The organism is Leifsonia poae, from assembly GCF_050632195.1.
In the GTDB taxonomy this organism is placed as follows: Bacteria; Actinomycetota; Actinomycetes; order Actinomycetales; family Microbacteriaceae; genus Leifsonia; species Leifsonia poae_C.
The window spans coordinates 1,759,340-1,783,440 of record NZ_CP192580.1 but is presented as its reverse complement, the minus strand read 5'-3'; the positions used below and the strand labels follow the sequence as shown (position 1 = coordinate 1,783,440).

Sequence of the window (24,101 nt, the reverse complement as noted above, 5' to 3'; positions counted from 1 at the left end):
CCGGGCCCGTGAAGCAACCTCTGAGGGCTTAAGTTGTTACATGTGAGTGCAACCCGAGTCTTCGTCGCCCGTCTCGCCGGGAGCACCGTCTTCGACCCCACCGGCGATCGCGTGGGTAAGGTGCGCGATGTCCTGGTCGTCTACCGCAAGAGCGATCCGCCGAGCGTCGTCGGACTCATCGTCGAGATCCCCGGCAAGCGTCGCGTGTTCGTCTCGATCGGCCGGGTCACCAGCATCGGCAGCGGGCAGATCATCACGACGGGACTCATCAACGTGCGTCGCTTCGAGCAGCGCGGCGGCGAGGTGCGGGTGATCGCCGAACTGCTCGGCCGCCGGGTCGTCCTGACGGACGGCAGCGGCGAGGCCACCATCGAGGATGTTGCGATCGAGGAGTCCCCCACCGGCGAGTGGGCGATCGGCCAGCTCTTCGTGCGCCGCCCGAAGACCGGTTCGTCGCCGTTCGGCAAGGGCCCGACCGCGTTCGTCACCTGGGACGAGGTGCGCGAGAAGCAGGTCGGTGGCGAGGCGCAGTCCGCCGAACAGCTCATCGCGACCTTCTCGGAGCTGAAGCCCGCCGACCTCGCGAACACCCTGCTCGACCTGCCGCAGGCGCGGATGCTGGAGGTCGCGGAAGAACTCCCCGACGACCGTCTGGCCGACGTGCTCGAGGAGATGCCCGAAAGCGAGCAGGTGCACATCCTGGCCCAGTTAGACGACGACCGGGCAGCGGATGTGCTCGACCAGATGCAGCCCGACGATGCCGCCGACCTCATCGCCCAGCTCTCCGACGAGCGCGGCGAGCACCTGCTCGAGCTGATGCAGCCCGAAGAGGCCGAGGACGTCAGGATGCTGCTGACTTACGCCCCCGACACCGCCGGTGGTCTGATGACGACCGAGCCGATCATCGTCTCGGCCGACGCCACCGTCGCGGAGGGGCTGGCGCTCATCCGGCGCCACGAGCTCGCTCCCGCGCTCGGCGCGGCGGTCTGCGTTACGCTGCCTCCGTATGAGGCTCCGACCGGCCGTTTTCTCGGCATGGTGCACTTCCAGCGGATGCTCCGCTATCCGCCGCACGTGCGGCTCGGCACGCTGCTCGACCCGAGTCTGGAGCCGGTCAAGGCCGACACCAGCGCCGCCGAGGTGTCCCGCATCCTGGCGAGCTACAACCTCGTCTCCGTCCCCGTTGTCGACGACAACCATCGCCTGGTCGGGGTGGTGACCATTGACGACATCCTCGACTACCTGCTGCCCGACGACTGGCGAAGTCGTGACGACGAAGACGACGAACGCCTGCTGAAACGCCCGGCGGTGAGCGATCAGACCGGCAGCATCCCGATCACGAACGGAAGGAGGAGCGGCAATGGCCCGAGATAAGCAGGACACCAGACTCGACTCGCCCAAGGGCCTGCGCACCCGCGTTCTCCCGCGTCGTGGCACCCTCGAGCCGAGCGATCGGTTCGGCCGCTTCACCGAGTGGATCGCACGGGCGATGGGCACGCCATGGTTCATCCTCGGCCTGACCGTTTTCGTGGCGTTCTGGATCCTCTGGAACACGCTCGCGCCGGCGGCCTGGCGCTTCGACTCGTTCGCGCTCGGGTTCATCGCGCTGACCCTCGTCCTGTCACTGCAGGCGTCGTATGCCGCTCCGCTCATCCTGCTCGCGCAGAACCGTCAGGACGACCGCGACCGCGTGCAGATCGAACAGGACAGGCAGCGCGCAGAACGCAACCTCGCCGACACGGAGTACCTCGCCCGTGAGGTCGTCGCCCTGCGGCTGGCCGTGAAGGACATGGCCACGAAGGACTTCATCCGTGCCGAGTTGCGGGCGCTGCTCGAAGACCTCGACAAGCGCGACGACGACGAGGACCAGAACGCCCGTGCCTGACTCCGCTGCCGACGATCGCACGGCCGCCGAGCTCACGACCGCCGTGGAGCGCGCGCTCGGCGGCGTGATCGACCCTGAGATCCGCAAGCCCATCGCCGACCTCGACATGCTCGGCGCGATCAGCGTCGACGATGCCGGCCATGCGTCGATCGCAGTCAAGCTCACCATCGTGGGCTGCCCGGCCGCCGACACGATCGAACGGGATGTGCGCACGGCCGCCGCGAGCGTGCCCGGTGTCACAGATGTCTCCGTCGACGTCTCGGTGATGACGCGCGAGGAGCGAGCAGCGCTCACCGAAAAGCTCCGCGGCGGGCGCGCGGCCAGGGTCCAGCAGTTCGGACCGGACTCGCTCACGACCGTCTACGCGGTCACGAGCGGCAAGGGCGGCGTCGGAAAGTCCACACTCACCGCCAATCTCGCCGTCGCGCTCGCCGAGCGGGGTCTCCGCGTCGGGATCGTGGATGCGGACGTTCACGGCTTCTCGATCCCGGGCATCCTGGGACTCGTCGATGCCTCGGGCGCGGCGCCGCGCCCGACGCGCGTCGACGACATGATCCTGCCCCCGATCGCCTACGGCGTGAAGGTCGTGTCGATCGGGATGTTCGTCGACTCGTCATCCGCGGCCGTCGCCTGGCGCGGTCCGATGCTGCACCGCACTATCCAGCAGTTCCTCGGCGACGTCTACTTCGGCGATCTGGATGTGCTCCTCCTCGACCTCCCGCCGGGCACCGGCGACGTCGCGATCTCGATCGGACAGCTGCTGCCGAACGCGGAGGTCCTCGTGGTGACCACGCCCCAGCCGGCAGCGGCCGACGTTGCCGAGCGGAGCGGCGTCGTCGCGCGGCAGACCGGCCAGCGCGTGGTCGGGGTCATCGAGAACATGGCGGGCCTCCCACAGCCCGACGGCACGGTGCTGGAGCTCTTCGGCTCGGGCGGCGGCGCGGAGGTCGCCCGGCGACTGTCGGTCGGTCAGGACAAGGCCGTGCCGCTCCTCGCATCCGTGCCCCTCAGCATCCCGCTGCGCGCCGGAGGCGACCAGGGAGCGCCCATCGTCGTCACCGATCCGGCCGACGCGGCGGCCCTGGCCATCCGCGCCGTCGCCGACCGCCTCGCCACTCGCGGCCGCGGCCTCGCGGGTCGCAAGCTGGGCCTGACGGTCACCTGAACCGGGGCCGAGCGGCCCGGCAGTCGCAACCCCGCTAGTCGGACGTCGGTTCCACGATCCGAGCGAGCAGCTCGATCAGCAGCCGCTCGGTGAGCGCCTGCGGGAGGGCCTCGACGAGGGCGAGGAACGGCGCGAGCTCGTCCGGGAGACGCGCGCCGGTCGCATCCCCGAGCCGGCGAGGCCGATCGCCTCGAGGAGGCCTGCTGCCGTCTCCGAGTCGAGGGGCGCATCCGCCAGCCCGCTGGGCAACGCCCCGAGTACGGCCGAGGCATCTGCTCTCGGCACACCGCGCACCTCATCGGCGGATGCGCGGAGCGCCGCCTCGAGTTCGTCGACGCGCTGCTCCGTGACCGGCGTGATCGTGAGATGCGTGGTGTGCGGAAGGCGCGTGCCGTCCGCCTGCGCGAGCCCCGGTTGCAGCTGAAGCTGCCAGCCCCGGCGATGGGCGCGGTCGGCCCAGTGGTGCGGGTCGACGCGTCGATCCTCCGGCACGGATTCGTCGGTCGCCACGGCAAGCAGCGGCCCGACCGGGTCCCCCACGATCCGCAGGCCCTCGATGTCCGAGATGATGTCGGTCAGCGCCGCGGTGGCGCGGCGGCACGATTCTGCGAGCTCCGCAAAGCCCCTCGCGCCCAGCGCCTGCACGATGGCCCAGGATGCGGCAAGCGCGCCCGCGGACTTGGAGCCGAGCATGGTCGGGTTCACCACCGGGTAGCCGGGCCATCCGGTGGTCGCAAAGTACTGCGTGCGCTGGCGATCGCGCCCTCGCTGGAGCAGCACGCTGGCGCCCTTGGGCGCGTAGCCGAACTTGTGCAGGTCTGCCGAGACACTCGTCACCCCGGGAACTCGGAAGTCCCAGAGCGGCAGCGGCGATCCGTCGGCTGCGCGCCAGAACGGAAGGATCCAGCCGCCGATGCAGCCATCGACGTGGCAAGCGACCCCGGCGTCGTCGCAGGCGGCTGCGACGACCTCCACCGGATCGAGCCCGGCGAACGGGTACGAGGGGGCCGAGACCACCGCGAGCGCCACATCCGGACCCAACCGCGCGATGAGGGCATCGGGATCGAGCGCCCCCGTCGCTGGGTCGACCGGCACCAGGTCGAGCTCGAGATCGAAGTAGTGCGCGGCCTTGTGGAACGCCGCGTGCACCGTGACCGGCGCAATCAGACGTGCCCGGCCCGTGCCTCCGGCTGCCCGCCAGACATCGCGTGCGGTCTTGACCGCCAGGAGACAGGATTCGGTCCCACCGGTGGTCACAGACCCCACGACATCGTCGGCGCCGTGGAGCAGTTCGCGCGCGAAGCCGATCACCTCGCGTTCCATGACGGCGACGGAGGTGAAGGTCGTCGGATCGAGCCCGTTGACCGGCTGCACGAGCCGCACGGCCTGGGCGGCGAGCTCGTCCACCTCGGCGAGCCCCGAGTCGTAGACGTAGCTGAGCACGCGCCCACCGTGGGTCGGTGCGTCGCCTGCCCTCAGCGCGGCGAGCCGGGACAGAATCGCGGCAGAGTCAAAGGCGACCATCGATGTCCTCCTTGCGAAGACGGTAGCGGGCGAGCGGGATGAGGCTGAGTGCGACGATCGCGGCGGGCACGAGACTGAAGCTCAGCACGATCCCCGCGACGGCGCTGGCGGGCTGGGTCTCCCCGGCTGCGACAACCGCCGGACTGGCGCTGCGGGCGATGTAGCCGGTGACAGCGAGCACGACGGTGAGCACGGTCGCACCCAGCGCCATCCCCGTTGTCTCGCCAGCCGTCCACATGCCGCCGAACGTTCCGGCTCTGCCTTCGCCGTTCACCGTTGCGTCGTGCGAGATGACGTCGGGCAGCATCGCCATCGGCAACGACTGCATACCGGCGTACCCGGCGCCGACGAGGGCGACAGGCAGGTACACCCAGGGTCCCGGCGCCCAGAGCAGCACGATCATCGAGAGTGCCGCGACGCCGAACAGGATGCTCGCCAGCACGAATCCCTGCTCCTTGCCGATCCGCCGTGACACGACAGCCCAGAGCGGGGTGACGACCAGCGCCGGACCGATCAGCGCGACGAACAGGAACGTGACCGCATCCTCGGAGTGCAGCACCCAGGTGGCAACGTAGTTCGCGCCGGCCAACATCACGCCGGTGGCGAGCCCCTGCAGCAGGAAGGTCAGCAGCAGAGCCCGGAAGGGTTGGCTGTCCCGCAGCACCCTGATACCTGCCGCGTAGTTCGAGCGCAGCGTGCTCAGGATGCTCTCCTTGGGCGGCAGCACCTCAGCCGGTCGCCCGCGCGGTGCGACGAAACTCGAGATGAACATCCCGACGCCGATGACCACGCCGGCGACGAGCGCCATCAGCAGGTAGCCCGCGAACTTGTTGTCGCCGCCGAGCGACCGCAGCGCCGGGCCACCCGCGCCGAAGAGGAGGATCGCGAACGTCAGTACGACGACGCGCCAGGTGAGCAGGCGCGTGCGCTGGTCGTATCCGGAGGCGAGCTCGGCCGGCAGCGCGATGTACGGCACCTGGAACAGGCTGAACGCGGTCGCCGTGAGCACGAACGAGATGAGTACCCAGATCGCGGCGGCCACCGTCGCCGTGCCCGGCGGAACAGCGAAGGTGACGATGAAGAACACCGGCAGTGTGATTGCCCCGAGCATCATCATCGGGCGTCGAGTGCCACGGCGCAGGAGCATCCGATCGGAGCGGGCGCCGATGACGGGGTCGATGATCACGTCCCAGATCTTGGCGACCGTGACGACGACGCCCGCCACGAGGGCCGCTACCCCGAGGGTGTCGGTCAGATAGTAGACGAGCACGAGCCCGGGAAGGGTGGCGAAGCCGCCCGTTCCCAGGGAGCCGATGGCGTACTGCGCGATCGTTCGTCGGGTGAGCAACTGCTCCGTTGCGATCATTCCCGAATGCTATTGGATGCGGGGGCCTCGCGGCGTTCGGCTGCGGCTATGTCGCTTCCGTGTCGAACGGCGGAACAGCGCCCTCCTGCAGCTTGCGCTTGCGCTGCGCATACGCCGACTCGGTGACGGGCTTGATCGCGGTGGCCGCGACCGTACCGCCGGCACCGGATGCGGGGCCGTCCTCGAGCAGGGCCTCGCGGATGATGCGGCGCGGGTCGTACTGCCGGGGGTCGAGCTTCTTCCAGTCGACCTCGTCGAACTCGGGGCCCATCTCGTCGCGCATCCGGACCTTGGCACCGTCGGCGAAATCGCGCAGCGAACGCACGAACTGACGGAGCTTGCCCGCGTAAAGCGGAAGGCGTTCGGGACCGATCAGAAACGCAGCGATCACACCGATGATCAGCAGCTTCTCGAAGGTCAATCCAAACACGAGATAAGAGTAACGCGGATCGCCTGCGCGAAAGCCGCGAGGCTTCGCCGTATCCTGGGGCACGAGACCATCGGGAGCACTGTGTCGGACAAAGATTCGAACTGGAAATTCGCCGACGACGTCATCGTCGAGAGCGAGGTCATCGCCCGCGCGAGACAGCAGTCGCTGGAACTCGGAATCGAGCCCATCGCGCCGAGCGTCGGCGCTCAGGCCGCCGTCGTGGTTGCCGCGACGAACGCCGAGAACATCGTCGAGATCGGCACCGGCGCGGGAGTGTCCGGCCTGTGGCTTCTCACGGGCGGGACACGTGCGCAGCTCACCTCGATCGACTCCGAGCTCGAGAACCAGCAGTATGCGCGCGGGCTCTTCACCGAGGCGGGCATCTCGTCCAACCGGGTGCGGCTGATCACCGGCCGAGCACTCGATGTGCTGCCCAGGATGAACGAGAACTCGTACGACATCGTCTTCATCGACGCCGACCCGCAGTCGGTCATCGAGTACGTGGAGCACGGTCTGCGCCTGGCGCGACCCGGCGGCACCGTGCTCGTCGCTCACGCTCTCTGGAAAGGCCGCGTCTCTGACCCTGCTCAGCGGGACGACGTCGCGACCGGGTTCCGCACGTTGATCACCGAGACCGCCGCATCCGGAGCCGTCATCAGTGCGTTGTCGCTCGCGGGCGACGGACTGCTGCAGATCACGAAACTCGCGCCGTAGCGGACCAGGCAACCACGCCCTCGGGATACACAGAACGGCCCCAGCGGGGCCCGTTCTTTCGGGTGCGTTCTATGAGGAAGCTACGACGCTGGCTAGCGCGTCGTGCAGCTCTTTCGCTTCCGCGTCGTTAACCGAGACGACGAGTCTTCCGCCACCTTCGAGCGGTACTCGCACGATGATGAGCCGACCCTCCTTCACAGCCTCCATTGGCCCGTCCCCGGTCCTCGGCTTCATGGCCGCCATGCAGCTCCCCTTTCGTGGATGTCCTTCTATTATCTGTCATCGGTGCCAGAGCGCGGAAATCGTGTGTCTACCCCGACATCAGGCGACGCGATCACGGGGGTGTCCAGTCGGCGCCGTCGACCCCCCACGCGATCAGCAGCCAGCCGACCTGCAACGCGAGGAAAAGCACGACGATCCCGCCCCGGTACACCTTGTTCTTCGGCAGGGCGAGCACGCCGAGCAGCGGAAACAGCGGCATCAGCAGCCGGAACGTGCTCGACTGCGGAAAGAAGACGGCTAACAGGTAGACCGAGTACGCGATCAGCCAGAACCGCACGTCGACCCCGAGCCGCCGCACAGCAGGAGCGAACAGCACTACAGCGAACAGCACGATGACGACGACGAGTGTCAGGATGCCCAGCCACGACGGCAGGCCGAGCATGGTCACGAACCACCAGTCCGCACCCTGGAACCACGGCGCGAACGGAACGAGGTGGACCCAGCCGATGTACACGGACCGCCAGGCCAGCTCAGTGTCGGTGTATGCCGTGAGGTCTCCCGTGACGAGTCCGGCGATCGCCGGCCAGGCGAGCCCGGCGATCGCACTGAAGACGGTCAGGGAGACGCTCAGTACGCGTTCCCTGAGCGGGAACGGGTCCTTTCGGCGGACGACCCAGCGGTAGATCACATGGAGGCCCAGCGCGAGCGCGAATGCGAGGCCGCTCGGCCGCGTGAACGCCATGATCGCGACGACGGGGAACAGCATCCCGTACCGCCGCTCGACCACGAGAAGCAGAGCCGCCGCCAACAGGAAGATGTACAGCGACTCGGCGTATGCGAGCTGGAACAACGGCGACACGGGGGCGACGCAGAAGAGAACCACAGCGAAAAGGCTTGTCGAGGCCGAGAATGCGAGGCGTCGCAGCAGCCGGTAGAACAGCAGGGCTGCACCAGCACCGCACACGACCGACAGGAGTACCGCGGCGACCTGCCACGGCATCCTGGTCACGAATTGGACGACATTGACGAGCGCCGGGTAGACCGGCAGGAAAGCCCAGGCGTTCTCGGTCACGTGGCCGTCGACGATCGGGAGCGTGCTCGGGTATCCGGCGATCGAGACGATGTTGTACCACCGGCCGTCCCAGATCGCGGCGAAGTCGAAGTAGCCGGGCCGCGCGGCCGTCCAGGGATTCGCGCCTTGAACGCTCGCCAGGATCAGCAGAACAGTCGTCGTGACGACGCGACTGACCGCGTAGACGACGAGCACCCGCACCCACCAGCGCGACCACCACGATGCCCGACCGTCGGCCGAGCCGCCGCGATCGACGACATCGGCCTCGGCGAGATCACCGGCCGCGGTCACCTCCCCGGCGCTCGGCCCGTCAGCTGCGCGGGACACCGGTCAGCCAGGCCCTCAGACCGGCCTCGACGGCGGTGATCTGCTCGACCTCGACCTGCTCGTCGTCGGCGTGCGCCTTCAGTGGGTCGCCCGGGCCGTAGTTGACCGCGGGGACGCCGAGGGCCGAGAAGCGTGCCACATCCGTCCAGCCGTACTTGGGCTTCGCGACACCGCCGACTGCAGAGAGGAACTCCTGCGCGAGCGGAGCGTCGAGGCCGGGCCGGGCGCCGTCCGCACGATCGACCACGGTGATGTCGTACTCGCCGAACAGCTCGTGCATGTGCGCGATCGCCTCCTCCGAGCTGCGACTAGGAGCGAAACGGTAGTTGATGTGCACCATGCACTCGTCGGGGATGATGTTGCCCGCCACTCCCCGGAGATCCCGACCGCGTTCAGGCCCTCGCGGTACACCAGCCCGTCGACCTCGACCTCACGTGCCTCGTATGCTGCCAGCTTGTCGAGGATCGCCGCAGCCTTGTGGATCGCGTTGTCGCCGATCCAGCCGCGCGCCGAGTGTGCACGCAGACCGTAGGTGCGCACCTCCACCCGGAGGTTGCCGTTGCAGCCGCCCTCGACCACGCCGTTGCTCGGCTCGCCGAGGATCGCGAAGTCGCCCACGAACAGGTCGGGGCGGTTGCGAGCGAGGCGGCCGAGCCCATTGAGGTCGTTCGAGACCTCTTCGTGGTCGTACCACATCCACGTCACGTCGATGGCGGGGTTCGTGAGCTCGGCGGCGAGCTTCAGCTGCACGGCGGTACCCGACTTCATGTCGACCGTGCCGCGGCCCCAGAGGTACTCGATGCCGTTCTCGGTCTCGAACCGGGTCGGCAGATTGTTGTTGAGAGGCACGGTGTCGATGTGTCCCGCAATGACGACCCGACGGTCGCGACCCAGATTCGTGCGGGCCACCACGGTGTCGCCGTCGCGGATGATCTCCAGATGGTCGAAGCCCTCGAGAGCAGCGACGATCGCGTCGGCGAGCTCCTTCTCATTGCCGGACACCGACTCGATGTCGCAGATCTGGCGGGTGATGTCGATCGAGGAAGCGGTGAGGTCGAGAGGCACCCTACTAATCTAGGGGCATGCCCTCCGACGTTTCCTCCGAATCCGCCGCGCCCGCATCCGCCTCACGCCACGCCTGGGGCTATGGACTGGCCACCGTCGCCGGCGACGGCACCGTGCTCGACACCTGGTTCCCGGAGCCGAAGCTCGGCGGTCTGCCCGCCGGACGCGACCGCTGGATCGCACCGGCCGAGCTCGAAGCGCTCGCAGGCGACGACGCACGCCGAAACGTGCGCATCGACATCGTGACGGTGGACATCGACCTGGATGCAGCCCCCGCATCCACCCCCGACGCCTACCTGCGCCTGCACCTGCTCTCGCACCTGCTCGTCGCCCCGAACACCATCAACCTGGACGGGATCTTCAGCCACCTGCCCATCGTGACGTGGACGAACGCCGGCCCCGTGCATCCCGCCGACTTCAACCGCCTGCGGCCACAGCTGCAGCGTGCGGGCATCACCGTGACCGGGATCGACAAGTTCCCGCGGCTGCTCGACTACGTCACGCCCGAGCGGGTGCGGATCGCGGATGCGTCCCGCGTCCGCCTTGGCGCGCACCTCGCTCCCGGCACCACCGTCATGCACGAGGGCTTCGTGAACTTCAACGCGGGCACCCTCGGCACCTCGATGATCGAGGGACGCGTCTCGCAGGGCGTCGTCGTCGGCGATGGCTCGGACATCGGTGGCGGCGCATCCATCATGGGCACTCTGTCGGGCGGTGGCATCGCAGCGCGTGGCGATCGGCGAACGAGCGCTCCTCGGGGCCAACTCCGGCATCGGCATCTCGATCGGCGACGACACGGTGGTCGAGGCCGGCCTCTATGTCACCGCGGGCACCAAGGTCGTCGTGGTCGGCGGAGCGCCGACCGCCGATGGCCGCCCGCAGACGGTGAAGGCCCTCGAGCTGTCCGGCGTTCCCGGACTGCTCTTCCGGCGCAACTCGATCAGCGGCGCCGTCGAGGTGCTCCAGCGCTCCGGCGGCGGCATCGAGCTGAACGCGGCGCTGCACGCCTGAGGCGCATTACGCGTGCGCCGCGCCTGACGCCCTTCAGATCATCGTGAGCACGGCCGCGGGGTCGGACAGAATCTGGCCGATGTCGGCGATGAACCGCGCCGCCTGCTCGCCGTCGACCACCCGATGGTCGAACGAGAGGGCGAGCGTGACGACATTCCGCAGCGCAATCTCACCGTTGAACTCCCACGGCTGGCGACGCACCGCCCCGAGCGCGAGGATCGCTGCCTCACCCGGCGTCAGGATGGGCGTGCCTGCGTCGACGCCGAACACCCCGACATTGGTGATCGAAATCGTGCCGCCGGCCAGCCGCTCGGGCTTGGTACGCCCGGCACGGGCCGTCTCGGCGAGTTCCCGGATGCTCGAAGCCAGCTCCGCGAGGCTGAGCGCGTCGGCGTCGGGGATGCTCGGCACGACGAGCCCGCGCGGCGTCGCAGCCGCGATCCCGAGATCCACGTAGCCGAACTCGACGATCTCCTGCGCGTCCTCCTCCCAGCGCGCGTTCACCGACGGCGTGCGACGGACAGCGAGGCAGAGAGCCTTGGCGACGACTGCCAGCAGACCCGGTCGGCTGTCGGCGAACTCGCGACGAGCCTTCAGACGGTCGAGAAGGTCGGTCGTCGGGGTGACGTCGACGGTGAGGAACACGGTGGCGTGCGGGGCGGTGAAGGCGCTGCGGACCATCGCGTCGGCGGTGAGCTTGCGGACGCCCCGGATCGGGATGCGTCGCTCGCGGTTGCCACCGGAGGGGGTGGTCGCGGTCGCCGTTGGGGGCGGGGCGGGCGCATCGCCTTGGGCGGCGAAGGACTCGACGTCGTGGCGGGTGACGAGCCCGCGGTCACCGGTCCCGGGTATGGCGGCGAGATCGATTCCGCGCTCGCGGGCCAGCTTGCGCACGGGTGGGGTCGAGCGCGGCCGCTCCGGCGCATCCGGAGCCGACACGGTAGTCGGAGCGGACACCTGAGCCGGAGCCGTGACGACCGGCGCGCCGGCGAGACCCGGGCGGGCGCGCCGGGCCGGGCGAGCGCCGGAGTCGGCCTTCGCACCGTAGCCGACGAGATTCGGTTCGGGAAGGTCCGCGACAGCCGGCGCAGCGACCTCGGCCGAAGCCGCGGCTTCGGTGACAGGAGCGGGCGCCGTGGCCGGCGCATCCCCTCCACCTCGAACGCGACGATCGGCTCGCCGACCGACACCGTCACGCCGGGCTCGACGTACAGGCGCGAGATGACTCCCGCCCAGGGTGCTGGCAGCTCGACGAGGGCCTTCGCGGTCTCCACCTCGGCGATGATCTGGTTCAGCCGCACGGTGTCGCCGACGGCGACCAGCCAGTTGACCAGCTCGGACTCGGTGAGACCCTCGCCGAGGTCGGGCAGAGCGAAGTCTTTGATGATCGTCATCAGTCCTCCACCCCGGTCAGCGAGTTCGGGCGGTCGAGCACGCGATCGATGCCGTCCAGGATGCGGTCCAGGTCGGGAAGGTGCGCGCTCTCCAGCTTCGCTGCGGGGTACGGGATGTCGTGGCCGGTCACGCGAACCGGCGCGTGCTCCAGGTGGTAGAAGCAGCGCTCGGTGATCGCCGCGGCGACCTCGGCTCCGATACCTCCGGAGAGAGGGGCCTCGTGCGAGACGACAAGACGGCCGGTCTTGCGGACAGAGGCGATCACTGTGTCGAGGTCGAGCGGCGAGAGCGAGCGCAGGTCGATCACCTCGACGGAGACGCCGTCGTCGGCCGCGGCGACCGCCGCATCCTTCGCGATCTGCACGACACCGCCGTAGGTGACCAGAGTGACATCCGTGCCTGGAGTGACGACCCGTGCAGTGCCCATCGGGCGGGCGTCGGCGAGCGGCGCATCCTCGTCCACCTCGCCCTTCACGTGGTAGCGGCGCTTGGGCTCGAAGTAGAGCACGGGGTCGTCGGAGGCGATGGCCTGCTGGATGAGCGTGTACGCATCCTCGGGATCGGACGGACTGACCACGCGCAGGCCTGCCGCGTGAGCGAAGTACGCCTCGGGAGAATCGGAGTGGTGCTCGGCCGCACCGATCCCTCCCGCGAAGGGGACTCGGATGGTGATCGGCATCTTGACCGCACCGCTGGTTCGATAGTGCATCCGTGCGACCTGGCTGACGATCTGGTCGAAGGCGGGGTAGATGAAGCCGTCGAACTGGATCTCGACGACCGGTCGGTAGCCGCGGTATGCCATGCCGACGGCGGTGCCGAGGATCCCGGATTCGGCGAGCGGCGAATCCATCACGCGGCGAGGTCCGAACTCGGTCTGCAGGCCGTCTGTGACGCGATAGACGCCGCCGAGCGTGCCGATGTCCTCACCCATGAGCACGACGCGGTCGTCGCTCGTGAGCGCCTTGCGGAGGCCGGCGTTGATCGCCTTGGCCATGGTCAGGGTCGTCATCGACTGTCACCCCCGACGAACGTACGCAGGTAGCGGCTGTAGTGATCGCGCTGGCGCGCGATACCGGTGTGGCTCTCGGCGTACACATTGTCGAAGACGGTCATCGGGTCGGGGTCGGGCAGCGCGACGCATCCGGCACGCAGCTCTGCCGCGACATGATCGGCGGTCGCCGCGACGGCTTCGGTGTTCTCGGCCGTGAGCATCCCTCGGGCGGCGAGATAGGCCTCGACGCGCGCGATCGGATCCTTGCCCTTCCACTGCTCGAGCTCGGCCGGGTCGCGGTAACGGGTCGGGTCGTCAGCCGTGGTGTGCGGTCCCATCCGATAGGTGACGGCCTCGATGAACGTGGGACCGCCGCCGTTGCGGGCGCGGTCGAGCGCCGAGCGCGTCACGGCCATCACCGCGAGCACGTCGTTGCCGTCGACACGGACGCTCGGGATGCCGAAGCCCGGTGCCCGCTCGGCGATCGGCCGCTGCGCCTGCAGTGCCACCGGCTCGGAGATCGCCCACTGGTTGTTCTGGCAGAAGAAGATCACGGGTGCGGAATACGTTGCGGCGAAGATCATGGCCTCGGTCACGTCACCCTCGCTGGTGGCGCCGTCGCCGAAGTAGGCGACAGCGACGGAGTCGGTGCCGTCGGCCTGGATCCCGAGCGCGTATCCGGTCGCATGGAGGGTCTGAGCGCCGATGATCACCTGTGGTGTCGCCATGTTGATGTCGTAAGGGTTCCAGCCGGACTGGGTCGTGCCGCGCCAGACGCGTACGAGGTCGGTGAGGCCGGCGCCGCGGCAGTATGCGACCCCGTTCTCGCGGTAGCTGGAGAAGACGAAGTCGTCGGCGCGCAGGGCGCGGCCGGAGCCGATCTGGGAGGCTTCCTGGCCGAGGAGCGGCGGCCACAGGCCGAGTTCGCCCTGGCGCTGCAGGGCGGTCGCCTCGGTGTCGATGCGGCGTACGACGACCATGTCCTCGTACAGCGAGAGCAGTTGGTCGTCGCCGATGTCGGAGACCCAGGCGTCGTAGCGCACGTCGCTCAACCGCTCCCCGGAGGGGGTCAGGAGCTGCACCGTGTCGATCTCGCCGAGGCTCAACTCGCCCAGGTGAACGTCGTCCATCCGGATGTTCTCATCGCGGCTTCTGATATCAGGCTGATTGTCGATCGTCACGGTTCACGCAACCTTCACACTCGAGCCCGGTCGCATGCTTTTGGCACCGCGAACCGGCTTCCGGCCTCTTTGCCGGAATTACCTCGAACGCTACGCCGAGAGGTCACCCAGCACAACTCTCGGCGTGTCGAGTGAGCAGGATGCACTATCCCGGCGTGTCGCGTCGTGCTACGTTTCGCACTATGCCCAGCATCGACAGCACGGACCGGCGCATCCTGGTCGCCCTGACGGACGACCCACGATCGACCAACGTGACCCTCGCCGACCGGCTCGGACTGAGCCGCAACACGGTGCAGTCGCGGATGGCCGCACTCGAGCGATCGGGGGTGTTCCTGTCGTTCGATCGGCGCATCAGCGCGAACGCGGCCGGGTACCCGCTCGCCGCGTTCGTGACGGTGCACGTGCAGCAGCAGAAGCTGGCCACGATCGTGGAGCAGTTGTCGACCATCCCGGAGATCGTGCAGGCTCACGGGCTCAGCGGACCGTCGGATCTGCTCGTGCGCGTGGTCTGCACCGACGCCGAGGATCTCTTCCGGATCACGGGCGCGATCCAGGCCTGCGACGGCGTCGAGCGCGCCGAGACCGCGCTCGACATGGGCGAGCTCATCCCGTTCCGCCTCCACCCCCTCCTCGCCCGCGACGCCCTCCGCTAGCTCACCCCTAACGCAATCGAGTCCGGGAGAAATCCCGCTACCGCTGGGCGGTTAGCGGGATTTCTCCCGGACTCGATTGCGTTTGAGCGACGACGGAGTCGGAGCAGCGGAGCGGCGCGGAGCGGAGACGGCGAAGGCCGCGTCGACGGGAGTCGGCGCGGCCTTCGGGTCGTGCGGGTGTGGCTACTCGCCTTCGGCGGGAGCCGTGGGGCCCTCGCTGGCGGCGTCGCGGCCGTGCGTGTCAGCCTCGTCAGCCTCGGCGAGAACCGGGGCGAGCGACAGCTTTCCGCGGTCGTCGATCTTGGTGATCTCGACCAGGATCTTCTGGCCGACGCCGAGCACGTCCTCGACGTTCTCGACGCGCTTGCCACCGGCGAGCTTGCGCACCTCGGAGATGTGCAGCAGGCCGTCCTTGCCGGGCAGCAGCGAGACGAACGCACCGAACGCGGCGATCTTGACGACGGTTCCGAGGAACTGCTCGCCGACCTCCGGGTTGGTGGGGTTCGCGATCGCGTTCACCTGGGCACGGGCAGCCTCGGCCGACGGGCCGTCGACAGCACCGATGTAGACGGTGCCGTCCTCCTCGATGGAGATGTCGGCGCCGGTCTCGTCCTGGATCGCGTTGATCGTCTTGCCCTTCGGGCCGATCAGCTCACCGATCTTGTCGACGGGGATCTGCACCGAGATCACGCGGGGCGCGGTCGGGGCCATCTCGTCGGGCTGGTCGATCGCGGCGTTCAGCACGCTCAGGATGGTCGTACGAGCATCCTTCGCCTGCTTCAGCGCACCGGCCAACACGGCCGACGGGATGCCGTCGAGCTTGGTGTCGAGCTGGATCGCGGTGACGAACTCGCTCGTTCCGGCGACCTTGAAGTCCATGTCGCCCAGCGCATCCTCGGCACCCAGGATGTCGGTGAGAGCCGCGTAGCGCGTCTCACCGTCGACGGTGTCGGAGATGAGGCCCATGGCGATGCCGGCGACGGGTGCGCGCAGCGGCACACCGGCGTTCAGCAGCGACAGGGTCGAGGCGCAGACGGAACCCATCGAGGTCGAGCCGTTGGAGCCGAGAGCCTCGGACACCTGACGGATCGCGTACGGGAACTCCTCGCGGCTCGGCAGAACCGGCACGAGGGCGCGCTCGGCCAGGAAGCCGTGCCCGATCTCGCGACGCTTCGGCGAACCGACGCGGCCGGTCTCACCGGTCGAGTACGGCGGGAAGTTGTAGTGGTGCAGGTAACGCTTCTTCGTCACCGGCGACAGGGAGTCGATCTGCTGCTCCATCTTGAGCATGTTCAGCGTGGTGACGCCCAGGATCTGGGTCTCACCGCGCTGGAAGATCGCCGAACCGTGAACGCGCGGGATGACCTGCACCTCGGCGTCGAGCGGACGGATGTCGGTGAGGCCACGACCGTCGATTCGGATGCCCTCGCGCAGCACGCGGCCACGCATGACGACCTTCGAGACCGACTTGTACGCGGCCGAGAACTGCGTGAGCACCTCGGCGTCGAGCGCACCGGCTTCGACCTTCTCGGTCAGAGCGACCTTGACGCGGTCCTTGAGGGCGTCGTCGGCGTTCTGACGCTCGATCTTGTCAGCGATCTGGTACACGTTGACGAGCTCGTCGTAGGCGAGGCCCGCGACGTTGTCGTAGGTGTCCTGCGAGTACGGCAGGAAGACCGGGTACTCGGCGATCGCCTTAGCAGCCTGCTCGGCGAGCACGTTCTGCGCGCCCACGAGCTGCTTGAGGAACGGCTTCGCAGCCTCGAGGCCCTGGGCCACGACCTCTTCGTTCGGCTTGGTGGCGCCGCCCTGGATGAGGTTCCAGCTGCCCTCGGTCGCTTCGGCTTCGACCATCATGATCGCGACGTCTTCGTTGCCGTTGGCGTCGGTGATCACGCGACCGGCGACGACGATGTCGAAGACGGCCTCCTCGAGCTGCGAAGCCTTCGGGAACGCGATCCACTGGTCTTCGGCAGCACCGTTGCCGGGGATGAGCGCGAGGCGCACAGCACCGATCGGGCCGCTGAAGGGCAGGCCGGAGATCTGGGTCGACATCGAGGCCGCGTTGATCGCGAGAGCGTCGTAGAACTCGTCCGGAGCGATGCTCAGAACTGTGATGACGATCTGCACCTCGTTGCGGAGGCCGTCGACGAACGACGGGCGCAGGGGCCGGTCGATCAGACGGCACACGAGGATGGCCTCGGTCGAGGGACGTCCCTCACGACGGAAGAACGAGCCGGGGATCTTGCCGGCCGCGTACGACCGCTCCTCGACGTCGACGGTCAGCGGGAAGAAGTCGAAGTTGTCCTTCGGGTGCTTGCTGGCGCTGGTCGCGCTCAGCAGCATGGTCTCCTCGTCGAGGTAGGCGGCGACGGCGCCCTGAGCCTGCTGGGCGAGACGGCCGGCTTCGAACCGGACCGTGCGAGTGCCGAAGCGTCCGTTGTCGAGAACGGCTTCGGCGAATTTGATTTCGGGACCTTCCAAGAGGTCTTTCTCCTTTGTTTTACGTCGCAGCCCCGTGTGGGCGGCGACTCATACATCGGAGCAGGGGAACAGGCAGATCGACACGCTTGTGCAGCGTGAACGTGCGGCTCACCTCGCGACGTGCGTACGTCGGGGGTCGGTGCCCGTCTGGCCATCAGTAGAAATACACGGTTGCGCCTGCCAGTGATGTCACTGCGCGCATCCGGATACCACCACCGAGGACCAGCTCCTGCCAGCCTGCTCCGTATAGTGCTCGGTATTCAGTTGTGTCGGCATACAGCCAACCTCATGAATCCTAACAGGTGGGGCCGGATTTACGGCAGAGCCAGGGTTTCGCGCGCCGCTTCCGCCAGGGCACGACCGTACGACGGCCCGTAAGACGCCGCGTGCACGACGAGCGGATGCAGCTGATGCAGCGGGATGCGTTGCCGCCAGCCCGCACGCAGCGGCCGGGACTCATCGTAGGCGGCGACGATGTCGTCGAGATACGGCGCACCGAAGAGCGCGAGCATCGCGAGGTCCGTCTCGCGGTGGCCGCCGTGGGCCGCAGGATCGATCAGGATGCCGCCGTGCGCATCCCAAAGCAGGTTCCCGTGCCAGAGGTCACCGTGGATGCGCGCCGGTGGCTCCCCGTCGTCCAACTCGCCCGCGTCGATCCGATCGACAGCGAGCTCGACGACGGTCGCCTCGTCGCGGGACACTCCTCCCGCATGCGCGGCGATGCCGAGGTACGGCAGGATGCGGTCGCGCGCGTAGAACCGCCCCCAGCTGCTCTCGTCCGCAACGGGAAGGGGCCGCTTTCCGATGAAGAGCGGCCCGTCCCAGCCTGTCGGCGGCGCACCGAAAGCGTCGGCGCCGCCCGTGTGGGTCACGGCGAGCGCCGCACCGAACGCTCGTGCCGCATCCCGAGCCGGCTGTGTCTCCCGGATGCGCACCAGCTCGATGCGCCCTGGCGACACGTCGATCACTTCGACGACACGAGCGCCCCGCGCCGCTGCGAGCCAGTTCAGCCCCGCGGCCTCCGCTTCGAAGAAGCGAGGCGGGGCGTCGATTCGCTGCTTGACGAGGGTCTCCGCCGGCATGCCCCGAATGTACTCGGCTCTAGTCAGCCGAGAACCCTCCGAGCATTGTCGCGAAGTCGCCGTCGAGGGCGAACGGATCCTTCACCAGCTCCGAGCGGTCGGATGCCGCAACCAGGGCCGCGAGCTCACCCGCCGCGCGCTCGATGCGGTCGGGAAGCGCCTTCACCGTGTCCGCCCCGCTCCCCCAGTCGGCGGAGGCCGCGTACACCGAGGTGGGCACGACCACGCCGTGGAGGTAGGTGAACATGGGGCGCATGGCGTACTCGAGCGCCAGGGAGTGACGTTCGGTTCCGCCCGTCGCACCCAGCGCGATCGGCATGCCCTCGAGGGCGGTCGGGTCGATCACGTCGAAGAACGACTTGAACATCCCGCTGTAGCTCGTGGTGAAGATCGGCGACACCGCGATGAGTCCGTCAGCCCCGGTGACCGTCTCGATGACGTCGGCGAGGGCCGGGCTGGGGAAGCCTGCCAGGAGATTCTTCGTGACGTCGACCGCCACATCCCGGAGTTCGATGACCTTCACCTCGGTCTCGATGCCCTGCTCGTGAAGCCGGCGGACCGTCGCCTCTGCGAGCCGGTCGGTCAGGAGCCGGGTCGACGACGGCTGGCTGAGGCCGGCAGAGACGACGGCGATCTTACGGGTGGTCATCACTTCACCTCCGAAGCGAGGGTGTCCGACGCGGCGGACGTGGGCGTGGATGCAGCTTCGGCGTCGGCCAGCTCGGCCGCGTCGCGCTCGGCGACCATGGCGGCGTGAGTGGGCCCATCCGGAACCCCGGCGGGACGCAGCGCGTCGAACTCCTTGCGGAGCACGGGCACGACCTCCGCGCCGAGGATGTCGAGCTGCTCGAGCACGGTCTTCAGCGGCAGACCGGCGTGGTCCATGAGCCAGAGCTGGCGCTGATAGTCGCCGACGTAGTCGCGGAAGCCGAGCGTACGATCGATGACCTCCTGCGGGCTGCCGACGGTGAGCGGCGTCTGCGAGGTGAACTCCTCGAGCGACGGGCCGTGGCCGTAGACCGGGGCATTGTCGAAGTACGGGCGGAACTCGCTGACGGCGTCCTGCGAGTTCTTGCGCATGAACACCTGCCCGCCGAGGCCGACGATCGCCTGCGCGGCGGTGCCGTGTCCGTAGTGCTCGAACCGCTGACGGTAGAGCGCGATCATCTGAGCGGTGTGGGACGCGGGCCAGAAGATGTGGTTCGCGAAGAATCCGTCGCCGTAGAACGCGGCCTGCTCGGCGATCTCAGGGCTCCGGATGCTGCCGTGCCAGACGAAAGGCGGCACGTCGTCGAGGGGGCGCGGAGTGGACTGGAAGCCCTGCAGCGGGGTGCGGAACTTGCCCTCCCAGTCGACGAAGTCCTCGGTCCACAGCCTGCGCAGCAGAGCATACTTCTCGATGGCGAGCGGGATGCCCTGGCGGATGTCCTCACCGAACCAGGGATACACGGGGCCGGTGTTGCCGCGGCCGAGCGTGAGGTCCATGCGGCCGCCGGAGAGGTGCTGCAGCATCGAGTACTCCTCGGCGATGCGCACCGGGTCGTTGGTCGTGATGAGCGTCGTGGCCGTCGACAGGATGATGCGGTTGGTCTTCGCCGCAAGGTAGCTGTTGATCGCGACCGGGCTCGACGGGAAGAACGGCGGGTTGTGGTGCTCGCCCATCGCGAACACGTCCAGTCCCACCTCTTCGGCATGCTGGGCGATCGTCAAGACGTCCTGCAACCGCGAAGCGTCGGTCGGGGTCTGACCGGTGGTGGGGTCGGTGGTGATGTCGCCGACGCTGAAGATACCGAACTGCATTTTGCCTGCTCCCATTCAATGCGTTTGCATGGATATCGGCTTCAACGGGGATCGGTCCCGGAGTATTCCCGGGCCGGTGATGGGCGTCTCACGCGAGCGATAAGAGCCACAATCGCGATGCCGAACAGGGTCCCGAGTGTGTTCGCGACGAGGTCGCGCACGTCGCTCACTCTGGTCGGGATGAACAGCTGCACACCCTCGATGAGACAGGTGGCCGCGACACCGATCACCAGGGCGATCCACCAGCGGCGCAGTCCGAACAGCAGGGTGAAGAGCACGCCCATCGGCACGAACAGCACGACGTTCGCAGTGAACTCGACGCCGTCGTACGTCAGCCACGAGGTCACCGGACTCTGCCGCATCAGGGCGAGGATCTGGCGCACGAAACCGTTCGGTCCGGCATCCACCGGCTGCGGCCCGAGCGTGAGCCAGCCGACGGCGAGCAGATACGCCACCGTCAGGATGCTGAGCACGGGATGGCGGCGGGTCATCCCTCATCGTGGCGCATCCGCGCCGCGAGACCGCAACAATGTTCCTATGACCTCCGCCTTCCGCATCCGCATGACGGGCCGCTCCACCGACGAGTCGCATCGCGTCTCGAGCCCCCTGGAGCTGCTGTTCGACCTCACCTTCGTGGTCGCGATCGCCCAGGTGTCGGCCCAGCTGGCGCACAAGACCGAGGCTGGCCAGGCCCTGAGCGGGCTCGGCCCGTACCTCATGGTCTTCTTCGCGATCTGGTGGGCGTGGATGAACTTCACCTGGTTCGCGTCCGCGTACGACACAGACGACGTGCCGTACCGGCTGACGACTCTCGTGCAGATGGCCGGAGTGCTCGTGCTCGCGGCGGGGGTCCCCTCGGCGTTCGACGAGCAGAACTACACCGCGATCACGATCGGCTACCTGGTCATGCGCGTCGGACTGGTGACCCAATGGGTGCGTGCGGCGGTCGAGCATCCTGAAGGCCGCGCGACGGCGTTGCGGTACGCGATCGGCATCTCGGTGGTTCAGGTGGGCTGGGTGAGCCGTCTCGCCATGCCGGAGTCGTGGGGTCTCTGGACGTTCATCGTGCTCGCCCTGCTCGACCTCTCGGTGCCGATCTGGGCGGAACGGACGGGCAAGACCACGTGGCACCCGCACCACATCGCCGAGCGCTACGGACTGTTCACGATCATCGTGCTCGGCGAGTCGGTGTCAGCCGCGACGATCGGCGTGCAGCGTTCGCTAGCGAACGACGGGTTCGGTGGCGAGCTGATCGTCATCGCGGTGGCGGGGCTCGTGCTGCTCTTCGCGCTCTGGTGGCTGTACTTTCTCGAGCCGGCGGCCGAGGGACTCAGCAGCCACCGCAACCGATCGTATTACTGGGGGTACGGGCATTACCTCGTGTTCGCCTCCCTCGCCGCGATCGGTGCGGGGCTCGAGGTCGCAGTGCAGCCGGGTGCCGGACACGGGGAGGTTCCGGCGGCGGCCATCGGATACTCGGTCGCTGTTCCGGTCGCGGTGTTCCTCGCGATGCTCTGGGTGCTGCACGCGCCGCTCGTGCCGGACGTCGTCATCCGGCCGCTCAAGACGCTGATCGCGGTCGTGCTGCTGCTCCTGCTCCCGCTCGCGGCTCCGCTGATCGGGCTCGGCGGGGTGATCATCGGCGTGGCAGTGGTCGCGTCTGCGCTGGTCGCCGCGACGCTGCTCGACGTGCACCTGCGCGCATCCGGAACCCGCGTGACCGGGGCGGCAGCCGCCTGAGTTCTTGCTTTACGACGCTTGCTGAACGGCGCGAGAGAGCAAGCCGCGGGCTCCGGACGCCGACTTCGCGTGCCGGACGATACCCCAGACCATGAGTCCCTGCCCCGCCAGGTAGGTCAGCATGATCAAGAAGTCGACCTGCCAGAGGGCGAAGCCCGGAAGGAACCGGTCGAGCCCGAGCAGTGTGTCGGAGACGAGGAACGAGGCCGAGCCGACGGCGATCCAGCGGTTGCAGGCCGATCCGGTGACCGCGAGCGCGCCCAGAACGATCCCGTAGGCGGCGAGAGGGGCGAGCAGGGCGCCGGCGTGCGGGGCGAGGATACCGACCAGCGCCACCCACCACACCAGGTAGATGGCGGCCCACCAGCGCGGACGCCGACGGATGCGCATCCTGCGCGCGAAGAGTACGACGTATGCGAGGTGGCCGAGCAGGAAGAAGCCGAGGCCGATCAGGAAGCCTGCGCCCGCATCCAGGAGCGAGACATCACCGAGCCAGCCGAAGAGGATGGCCAGCGAGCCCAGCACAGCGACCTCCCCGCGGCGCTTCGGCAGCGCCCACAGAAACGCGATGAGCAGGGCGGGCATGAGCAGCGGCTTCGTGAGCGTGCTGACGGAATCGGCTCCGACGAAGAGCGCGACCAGGTGCAGGATGCCGACAACGGTGTACGGCAGGAACGGGAGAGCCACAGGAAGACTCTAGAGCCCGGGACGAACGAAAACGGGCCGCCACCCGAAGGTGACGGCCCGTCTTGAAGAAGCTCGCGGAATCAGCGATGAGCTGCTGCCGCTTCGGCTCCTGAGGTTATCGACGCAGTCCGAGACGCTCGATGAGCGCGCGGTACCGGTTGATGTCGATGTCCGACAGGTAGCCGAGGAGGCGGCGACGCTGGCCGACCAGGAGCAGCAGGCCACGACGCGAGTGGTGGTCGTGCTTGTGCTCCTTGAGGTGCTCGGTGAGGTCCTTGATCCGCTTGGTCAGGATTGCAACCTGGACCTCGGGGGATCCGGTGTCACCGGGGTGGGTCGCGTACTCTTCGATGATCGCCTTCTTGACGTCTGCATCAAGTGCCATAGAGGGGATCCCCTTTCTCTCGTTGCGCGGTGCCCTGGGCAGGATGCCTGGGCTCTCTTTATCCGCGGCCGTTCAAACGGCAACCTGGAAAGCTTACCAGACGGAGACTGGCGACGGCCCCGCGCTCAGGCGGCCTCGGGCTCGGGTCACGCGGCCTCAGGTTCGGGCTCGAGCAGCGCGAAGGCAGCGCCATAGGGATCGACGACGCCGATCCAGCGACCGACGCCCGGCGCCGACGCGTGCTCGCCTCGAACGGCCCCGCCCAGCTCGGTCAGTCGCACGACGGCCGCGTCGAGGTCGGCCACGTTGAAGTACACGAGCCAGTGGGGCGGGATGTCCGCGACCGGTTCGATCGCGCCGGCCACGCTGGTCTCGCCGACGTCGAAGAGCGAGTAGACCCCGTCTCCCATGGCCATCTGGCTCGTGCCCACGCCGAGGACGTTCTCATAGAAGTCGAACGCGTCCTCGCATCCCGCCTCGACGAGTTCGAGCCAGTCGACGGCGCCGGGTTCCTCGCGCAGCCAGGGCGAGTCGTTCACCTTCTGCCAGAGACCGAAGACGGCACCTGCCGGATCCGCGACGATGGACAGCTGCACCCCGGGGCGAGCTCGCCGGGAGGGAGGAGCACCTGCCCGCCCGATGCTTTTGCGGCAGCGGCCGACGCATCGATGTCGTCGACGCTGAAGTACGTGGTCCAGACGGACCGGCCGTTCTCTCCGAAGGATTCGGGCAACGGGCCGATCGCGGTCACGGGGACCCCGCGCATCGTGGCGACCGAGTACCAGCCGGTCTCCGCCGACGCCGGTGGCGCCTCCCAGTCGAAGAGCTGCCGGTAGAACGCAGCCGCCCCCGCTTGATCGGTGCTCTGCAGGTCGACCCAGATCGGTGTGCCCTGCGGGAAGGAGTCGATGATCGGCATGGC

The 24,101-nt window shown here is 68.3% G+C and carries 22 protein-coding genes and 3 pseudogenes; 7 read left to right on the top strand and 18 right to left on the bottom strand.

The features are described 5' to 3' along the window. Positions 1–42 precede the first annotated feature (42 nt). From ACQ86A_RS09025 to ACQ86A_RS09015, 3 genes are read left to right on the top strand one after another with little or no spacing between them, the layout of a single operon-like run. Positions 43–1,374 (top strand): magnesium transporter MgtE N-terminal domain-containing protein, encoded by a 1,332-nt coding sequence (locus tag ACQ86A_RS09025; protein WP_431280193.1) that lies wholly within the window; start codon positions 43–45, stop codon positions 1,372–1,374. Beyond that, on the top strand, positions 1,361–1,885 hold the full coding sequence (locus ACQ86A_RS09020; RefSeq protein ID WP_431280192.1) for a DUF1003 domain-containing protein: 525 nt from the start codon (positions 1,361–1,363) through the stop codon (positions 1,883–1,885). The genes ACQ86A_RS09025 and ACQ86A_RS09020 overlap by 14 nt, the downstream gene beginning before the upstream one ends. Then, positions 1,878–3,050 carry an Mrp/NBP35 family ATP-binding protein gene (locus tag ACQ86A_RS09015; RefSeq protein ID WP_431280191.1) on the top strand — a complete coding sequence of 391 codons (1,173 nt, stop codon included), beginning with the start codon at positions 1,878–1,880 and terminating at the stop codon, positions 3,048–3,050. Before ACQ86A_RS09020 ends, ACQ86A_RS09015 begins: the two co-directional genes overlap by 8 nt. Before the next feature lie 75 nt (positions 3,051–3,125). Here ACQ86A_RS09015 and ACQ86A_RS09010 read toward each other — a convergent pair whose 3' ends face one another. Genes ACQ86A_RS09010 through ACQ86A_RS09000 form a run of 3 tightly spaced genes read right to left on the bottom strand, consistent with a single transcriptional unit; the run spans position 3,126 to position 6,370 of the window. After that, positions 3,126–4,574, bottom strand: a complete 1,449-nt coding sequence (locus tag ACQ86A_RS09010) for a pyridoxal phosphate-dependent decarboxylase family protein (protein ID WP_431280190.1) — start codon at positions 4,572–4,574, stop codon at positions 3,126–3,128. After that, complete coding sequence (locus tag ACQ86A_RS09005; protein WP_431280189.1) at positions 4,561–5,940, bottom strand: MFS transporter; 1,380 nt, start codon at positions 5,938–5,940, stop codon at positions 4,561–4,563. Before ACQ86A_RS09005 ends, ACQ86A_RS09010 begins: the two co-directional genes overlap by 14 nt. Before the next feature lie 46 nt (positions 5,941–5,986). Further along, complete coding sequence (locus tag ACQ86A_RS09000; RefSeq protein ID WP_431280188.1) at positions 5,987–6,370, bottom strand: Sec-independent protein translocase TatB; 384 nt, start codon at positions 6,368–6,370, stop codon at positions 5,987–5,989. An 81-nt stretch (positions 6,371–6,451) separates the two neighbouring features. Between ACQ86A_RS09000 and ACQ86A_RS08995 the strand changes: the two genes are divergently transcribed. Next, on the top strand, positions 6,452–7,084 hold the full coding sequence (locus ACQ86A_RS08995; RefSeq protein WP_431280187.1) for an O-methyltransferase: 633 nt from the start codon (positions 6,452–6,454) through the stop codon (positions 7,082–7,084). A gap of 69 nt (positions 7,085–7,153) precedes the next feature. Here the strand turns inward: ACQ86A_RS08995 and ACQ86A_RS08990 are convergent, their stop codons facing one another. The 3 genes and pseudogenes from ACQ86A_RS08990 to dapE all read right to left on the bottom strand — a co-directional run bounded on the left by ACQ86A_RS08990 (position 7,154) and on the right by dapE (position 9,770). After that, positions 7,154–7,327, bottom strand: a complete 174-nt coding sequence (locus ACQ86A_RS08990) for a DUF3117 domain-containing protein (protein ID WP_387060166.1) — start codon at positions 7,325–7,327, stop codon at positions 7,154–7,156. Positions 7,328–7,418: 91 nt separating this feature from the next. Continuing rightward, a complete protein-coding gene (locus ACQ86A_RS08985) occupies positions 7,419–8,705 on the bottom strand; it encodes a hypothetical protein (RefSeq protein ID WP_431280186.1) in 1,287 nt (428 codons plus the stop codon). Next, positions 8,689–9,770: pseudogene (gene dapE, locus ACQ86A_RS08980) on the bottom strand (succinyl-diaminopimelate desuccinylase). The gene ACQ86A_RS08985 and the pseudogene dapE overlap by 17 nt, the downstream one beginning before the upstream one ends. 17 nt (positions 9,771–9,787) lie before the next feature. Between dapE and dapD the strand changes: the two are divergent. Then, positions 9,788–10,781: pseudogene (dapD, locus tag ACQ86A_RS08975) on the top strand (2,3,4,5-tetrahydropyridine-2,6-dicarboxylate N-succinyltransferase). 33 nt (positions 10,782–10,814) lie between these two features. Here the strand turns inward: dapD and ACQ86A_RS08970 are convergent. The 3 genes and pseudogenes from ACQ86A_RS08970 to pdhA all read right to left on the bottom strand — a co-directional run bounded on the left by ACQ86A_RS08970 (position 10,815) and on the right by pdhA (position 14,297). Then, positions 10,815–12,175: pseudogene (locus tag ACQ86A_RS08970) on the bottom strand (dihydrolipoamide acetyltransferase family protein). After that, positions 12,175–13,185 (bottom strand): alpha-ketoacid dehydrogenase subunit beta, encoded by a 1,011-nt coding sequence (locus tag ACQ86A_RS08965; protein WP_431280185.1) that lies wholly within the window; start codon positions 13,183–13,185, stop codon positions 12,175–12,177. Before ACQ86A_RS08965 ends, ACQ86A_RS08970 begins: the two are co-directional and overlap by 1 nt. After that, positions 13,182–14,297 carry a pyruvate dehydrogenase (acetyl-transferring) E1 component subunit alpha gene (gene pdhA / locus ACQ86A_RS08960; protein WP_431280184.1) on the bottom strand — a complete coding sequence of 372 codons (1,116 nt, stop codon included), beginning with the start codon at positions 14,295–14,297 and terminating at the stop codon, positions 13,182–13,184. The genes ACQ86A_RS08965 and pdhA overlap by 4 nt, the downstream gene beginning before the upstream one ends. 233 nt (positions 14,298–14,530) lie before the next feature. On the opposite strand from pdhA, the gene ACQ86A_RS08955 reads away from it, so the two are divergent. Beyond that, positions 14,531–15,001: an Lrp/AsnC family transcriptional regulator gene (locus ACQ86A_RS08955; RefSeq protein WP_431280183.1), complete on the top strand. Its 471-nt coding sequence runs from the start codon at positions 14,531–14,533 to the stop codon at positions 14,999–15,001. Positions 15,002–15,184: 183 nt separating this feature from the next. Here ACQ86A_RS08955 and ACQ86A_RS08950 read toward each other — a convergent pair whose 3' ends face one another. The 5 genes from ACQ86A_RS08950 to ACQ86A_RS08930 form a co-directional block, all read right to left on the bottom strand. Further along, positions 15,185–17,485 carry a polyribonucleotide nucleotidyltransferase gene (locus ACQ86A_RS08950; RefSeq protein WP_431280182.1) on the bottom strand — a complete coding sequence of 767 codons (2,301 nt, stop codon included), beginning with the start codon at positions 17,483–17,485 and terminating at the stop codon, positions 15,185–15,187. A gap of 314 nt (positions 17,486–17,799) precedes the next feature. Next, positions 17,800–18,567 carry a fructosamine kinase family protein gene (locus tag ACQ86A_RS08945; protein WP_431280181.1) on the bottom strand — a complete coding sequence of 256 codons (768 nt, stop codon included), beginning with the start codon at positions 18,565–18,567 and terminating at the stop codon, positions 17,800–17,802. 19 nt (positions 18,568–18,586) lie between these two features. Then, the gene (locus ACQ86A_RS08940; RefSeq protein WP_431280180.1) at positions 18,587–19,216 is read right to left on the bottom strand and encodes an FMN reductase; all 630 of its coding nucleotides are present in this window, start codon (positions 19,214–19,216) and stop codon (positions 18,587–18,589) included. Beyond that, a complete protein-coding gene (locus ACQ86A_RS08935; protein ID WP_431280179.1) occupies positions 19,216–20,367 on the bottom strand; it encodes an LLM class flavin-dependent oxidoreductase in 1,152 nt (383 codons plus the stop codon). The genes ACQ86A_RS08940 and ACQ86A_RS08935 overlap by 1 nt, the downstream gene beginning before the upstream one ends. Positions 20,368–20,408: 41 nt before the next feature. Next, positions 20,409–20,858 (bottom strand): VanZ family protein, encoded by a 450-nt coding sequence (locus ACQ86A_RS08930; protein WP_431280178.1) that lies wholly within the window; start codon positions 20,856–20,858, stop codon positions 20,409–20,411. A gap of 46 nt (positions 20,859–20,904) precedes the next feature. On the opposite strand from ACQ86A_RS08930, the gene ACQ86A_RS08925 reads away from it, so the two are divergent. Next, on the top strand, positions 20,905–22,107 hold the full coding sequence (locus tag ACQ86A_RS08925; RefSeq protein WP_431280177.1) for a low temperature requirement protein A: 1,203 nt from the start codon (positions 20,905–20,907) through the stop codon (positions 22,105–22,107). A 9-nt stretch (positions 22,108–22,116) separates the two neighbouring features. Here the strand turns inward: ACQ86A_RS08925 and ACQ86A_RS08920 are convergent, their stop codons facing one another. The 4 genes from ACQ86A_RS08920 to ACQ86A_RS08905 all read right to left on the bottom strand — a co-directional run bounded on the left by ACQ86A_RS08920 (position 22,117) and on the right by ACQ86A_RS08905 (position 24,098). Further along, positions 22,117–22,794 (bottom strand): lysoplasmalogenase, encoded by a 678-nt coding sequence (locus ACQ86A_RS08920; protein WP_431280176.1) that lies wholly within the window; start codon positions 22,792–22,794, stop codon positions 22,117–22,119. A 115-nt stretch (positions 22,795–22,909) separates the two neighbouring features. Beyond that, positions 22,910–23,179 carry a 30S ribosomal protein S15 gene (rpsO, locus tag ACQ86A_RS08915; protein ID WP_271178153.1) on the bottom strand — a complete coding sequence of 90 codons (270 nt, stop codon included), beginning with the start codon at positions 23,177–23,179 and terminating at the stop codon, positions 22,910–22,912. Between the two features lie 146 nt (positions 23,180–23,325). Then, positions 23,326–23,775, bottom strand: a complete 450-nt coding sequence (locus tag ACQ86A_RS08910) for a VOC family protein (RefSeq protein ID WP_431280175.1) — start codon at positions 23,773–23,775, stop codon at positions 23,326–23,328. Further along, a complete protein-coding gene (locus ACQ86A_RS08905) occupies positions 23,715–24,098 on the bottom strand; it encodes a VOC family protein (RefSeq protein WP_431280174.1) in 384 nt (127 codons plus the stop codon). The genes ACQ86A_RS08910 and ACQ86A_RS08905 overlap by 61 nt, the downstream gene beginning before the upstream one ends. Positions 24,099–24,101 lie beyond the last annotated feature (3 nt).

Coding starts and splice junctions, on each gene's coding strand:
- ACQ86A_RS09020 (WP_431280192.1), top strand. CDS start 1,361: ATGGCCCGAGATAAGCAGGACACCAGACTCGACTCGCCCAAGGGCCTG.
- ACQ86A_RS09010 (WP_431280190.1), bottom strand. CDS start 4,574: ATGGTCGCCTTTGACTCTGCCGCGATTCTGTCCCGGCTCGCCGCGCTG.
- ACQ86A_RS09005 (WP_431280189.1), bottom strand. CDS start 5,940: ATGATCGCAACGGAGCAGTTGCTCACCCGACGAACGATCGCGCAGTAC.
- ACQ86A_RS08990 (WP_387060166.1), bottom strand. CDS start 7,327: ATGGCGGCCATGAAGCCGAGGACCGGGGACGGGCCAATGGAGGCTGTG.
- ACQ86A_RS08965 (WP_431280185.1), bottom strand. CDS start 13,185: ATGACGACCCTGACCATGGCCAAGGCGATCAACGCCGGCCTCCGCAAG.
- pdhA (WP_431280184.1), bottom strand. CDS start 14,297: ATGGACGACGTTCACCTGGGCGAGTTGAGCCTCGGCGAGATCGACACG.
- ACQ86A_RS08955 (WP_431280183.1), top strand. CDS start 14,531: ATGCCCAGCATCGACAGCACGGACCGGCGCATCCTGGTCGCCCTGACG.
- ACQ86A_RS08945 (WP_431280181.1), bottom strand. CDS start 18,567: ATGCCGGCGGAGACCCTCGTCAAGCAGCGAATCGACGCCCCGCCTCGC.
- ACQ86A_RS08940 (WP_431280180.1), bottom strand. CDS start 19,216: ATGACCACCCGTAAGATCGCCGTCGTCTCTGCCGGCCTCAGCCAGCCG.
- ACQ86A_RS08935 (WP_431280179.1), bottom strand. CDS start 20,367: ATGCAGTTCGGTATCTTCAGCGTCGGCGACATCACCACCGACCCCACC.
- ACQ86A_RS08930 (WP_431280178.1), bottom strand. CDS start 20,858: ATGACCCGCCGCCATCCCGTGCTCAGCATCCTGACGGTGGCGTATCTG.
- ACQ86A_RS08925 (WP_431280177.1), top strand. CDS start 20,905: ATGACCTCCGCCTTCCGCATCCGCATGACGGGCCGCTCCACCGACGAG.
- rpsO (WP_271178153.1), bottom strand. CDS start 23,179: ATGGCACTTGATGCAGACGTCAAGAAGGCGATCATCGAAGAGTACGCG.
- ACQ86A_RS08905 (WP_431280174.1), bottom strand. CDS start 24,098: ATGCCGATCATCGACTCCTTCCCGCAGGGCACACCGATCTGGGTCGAC.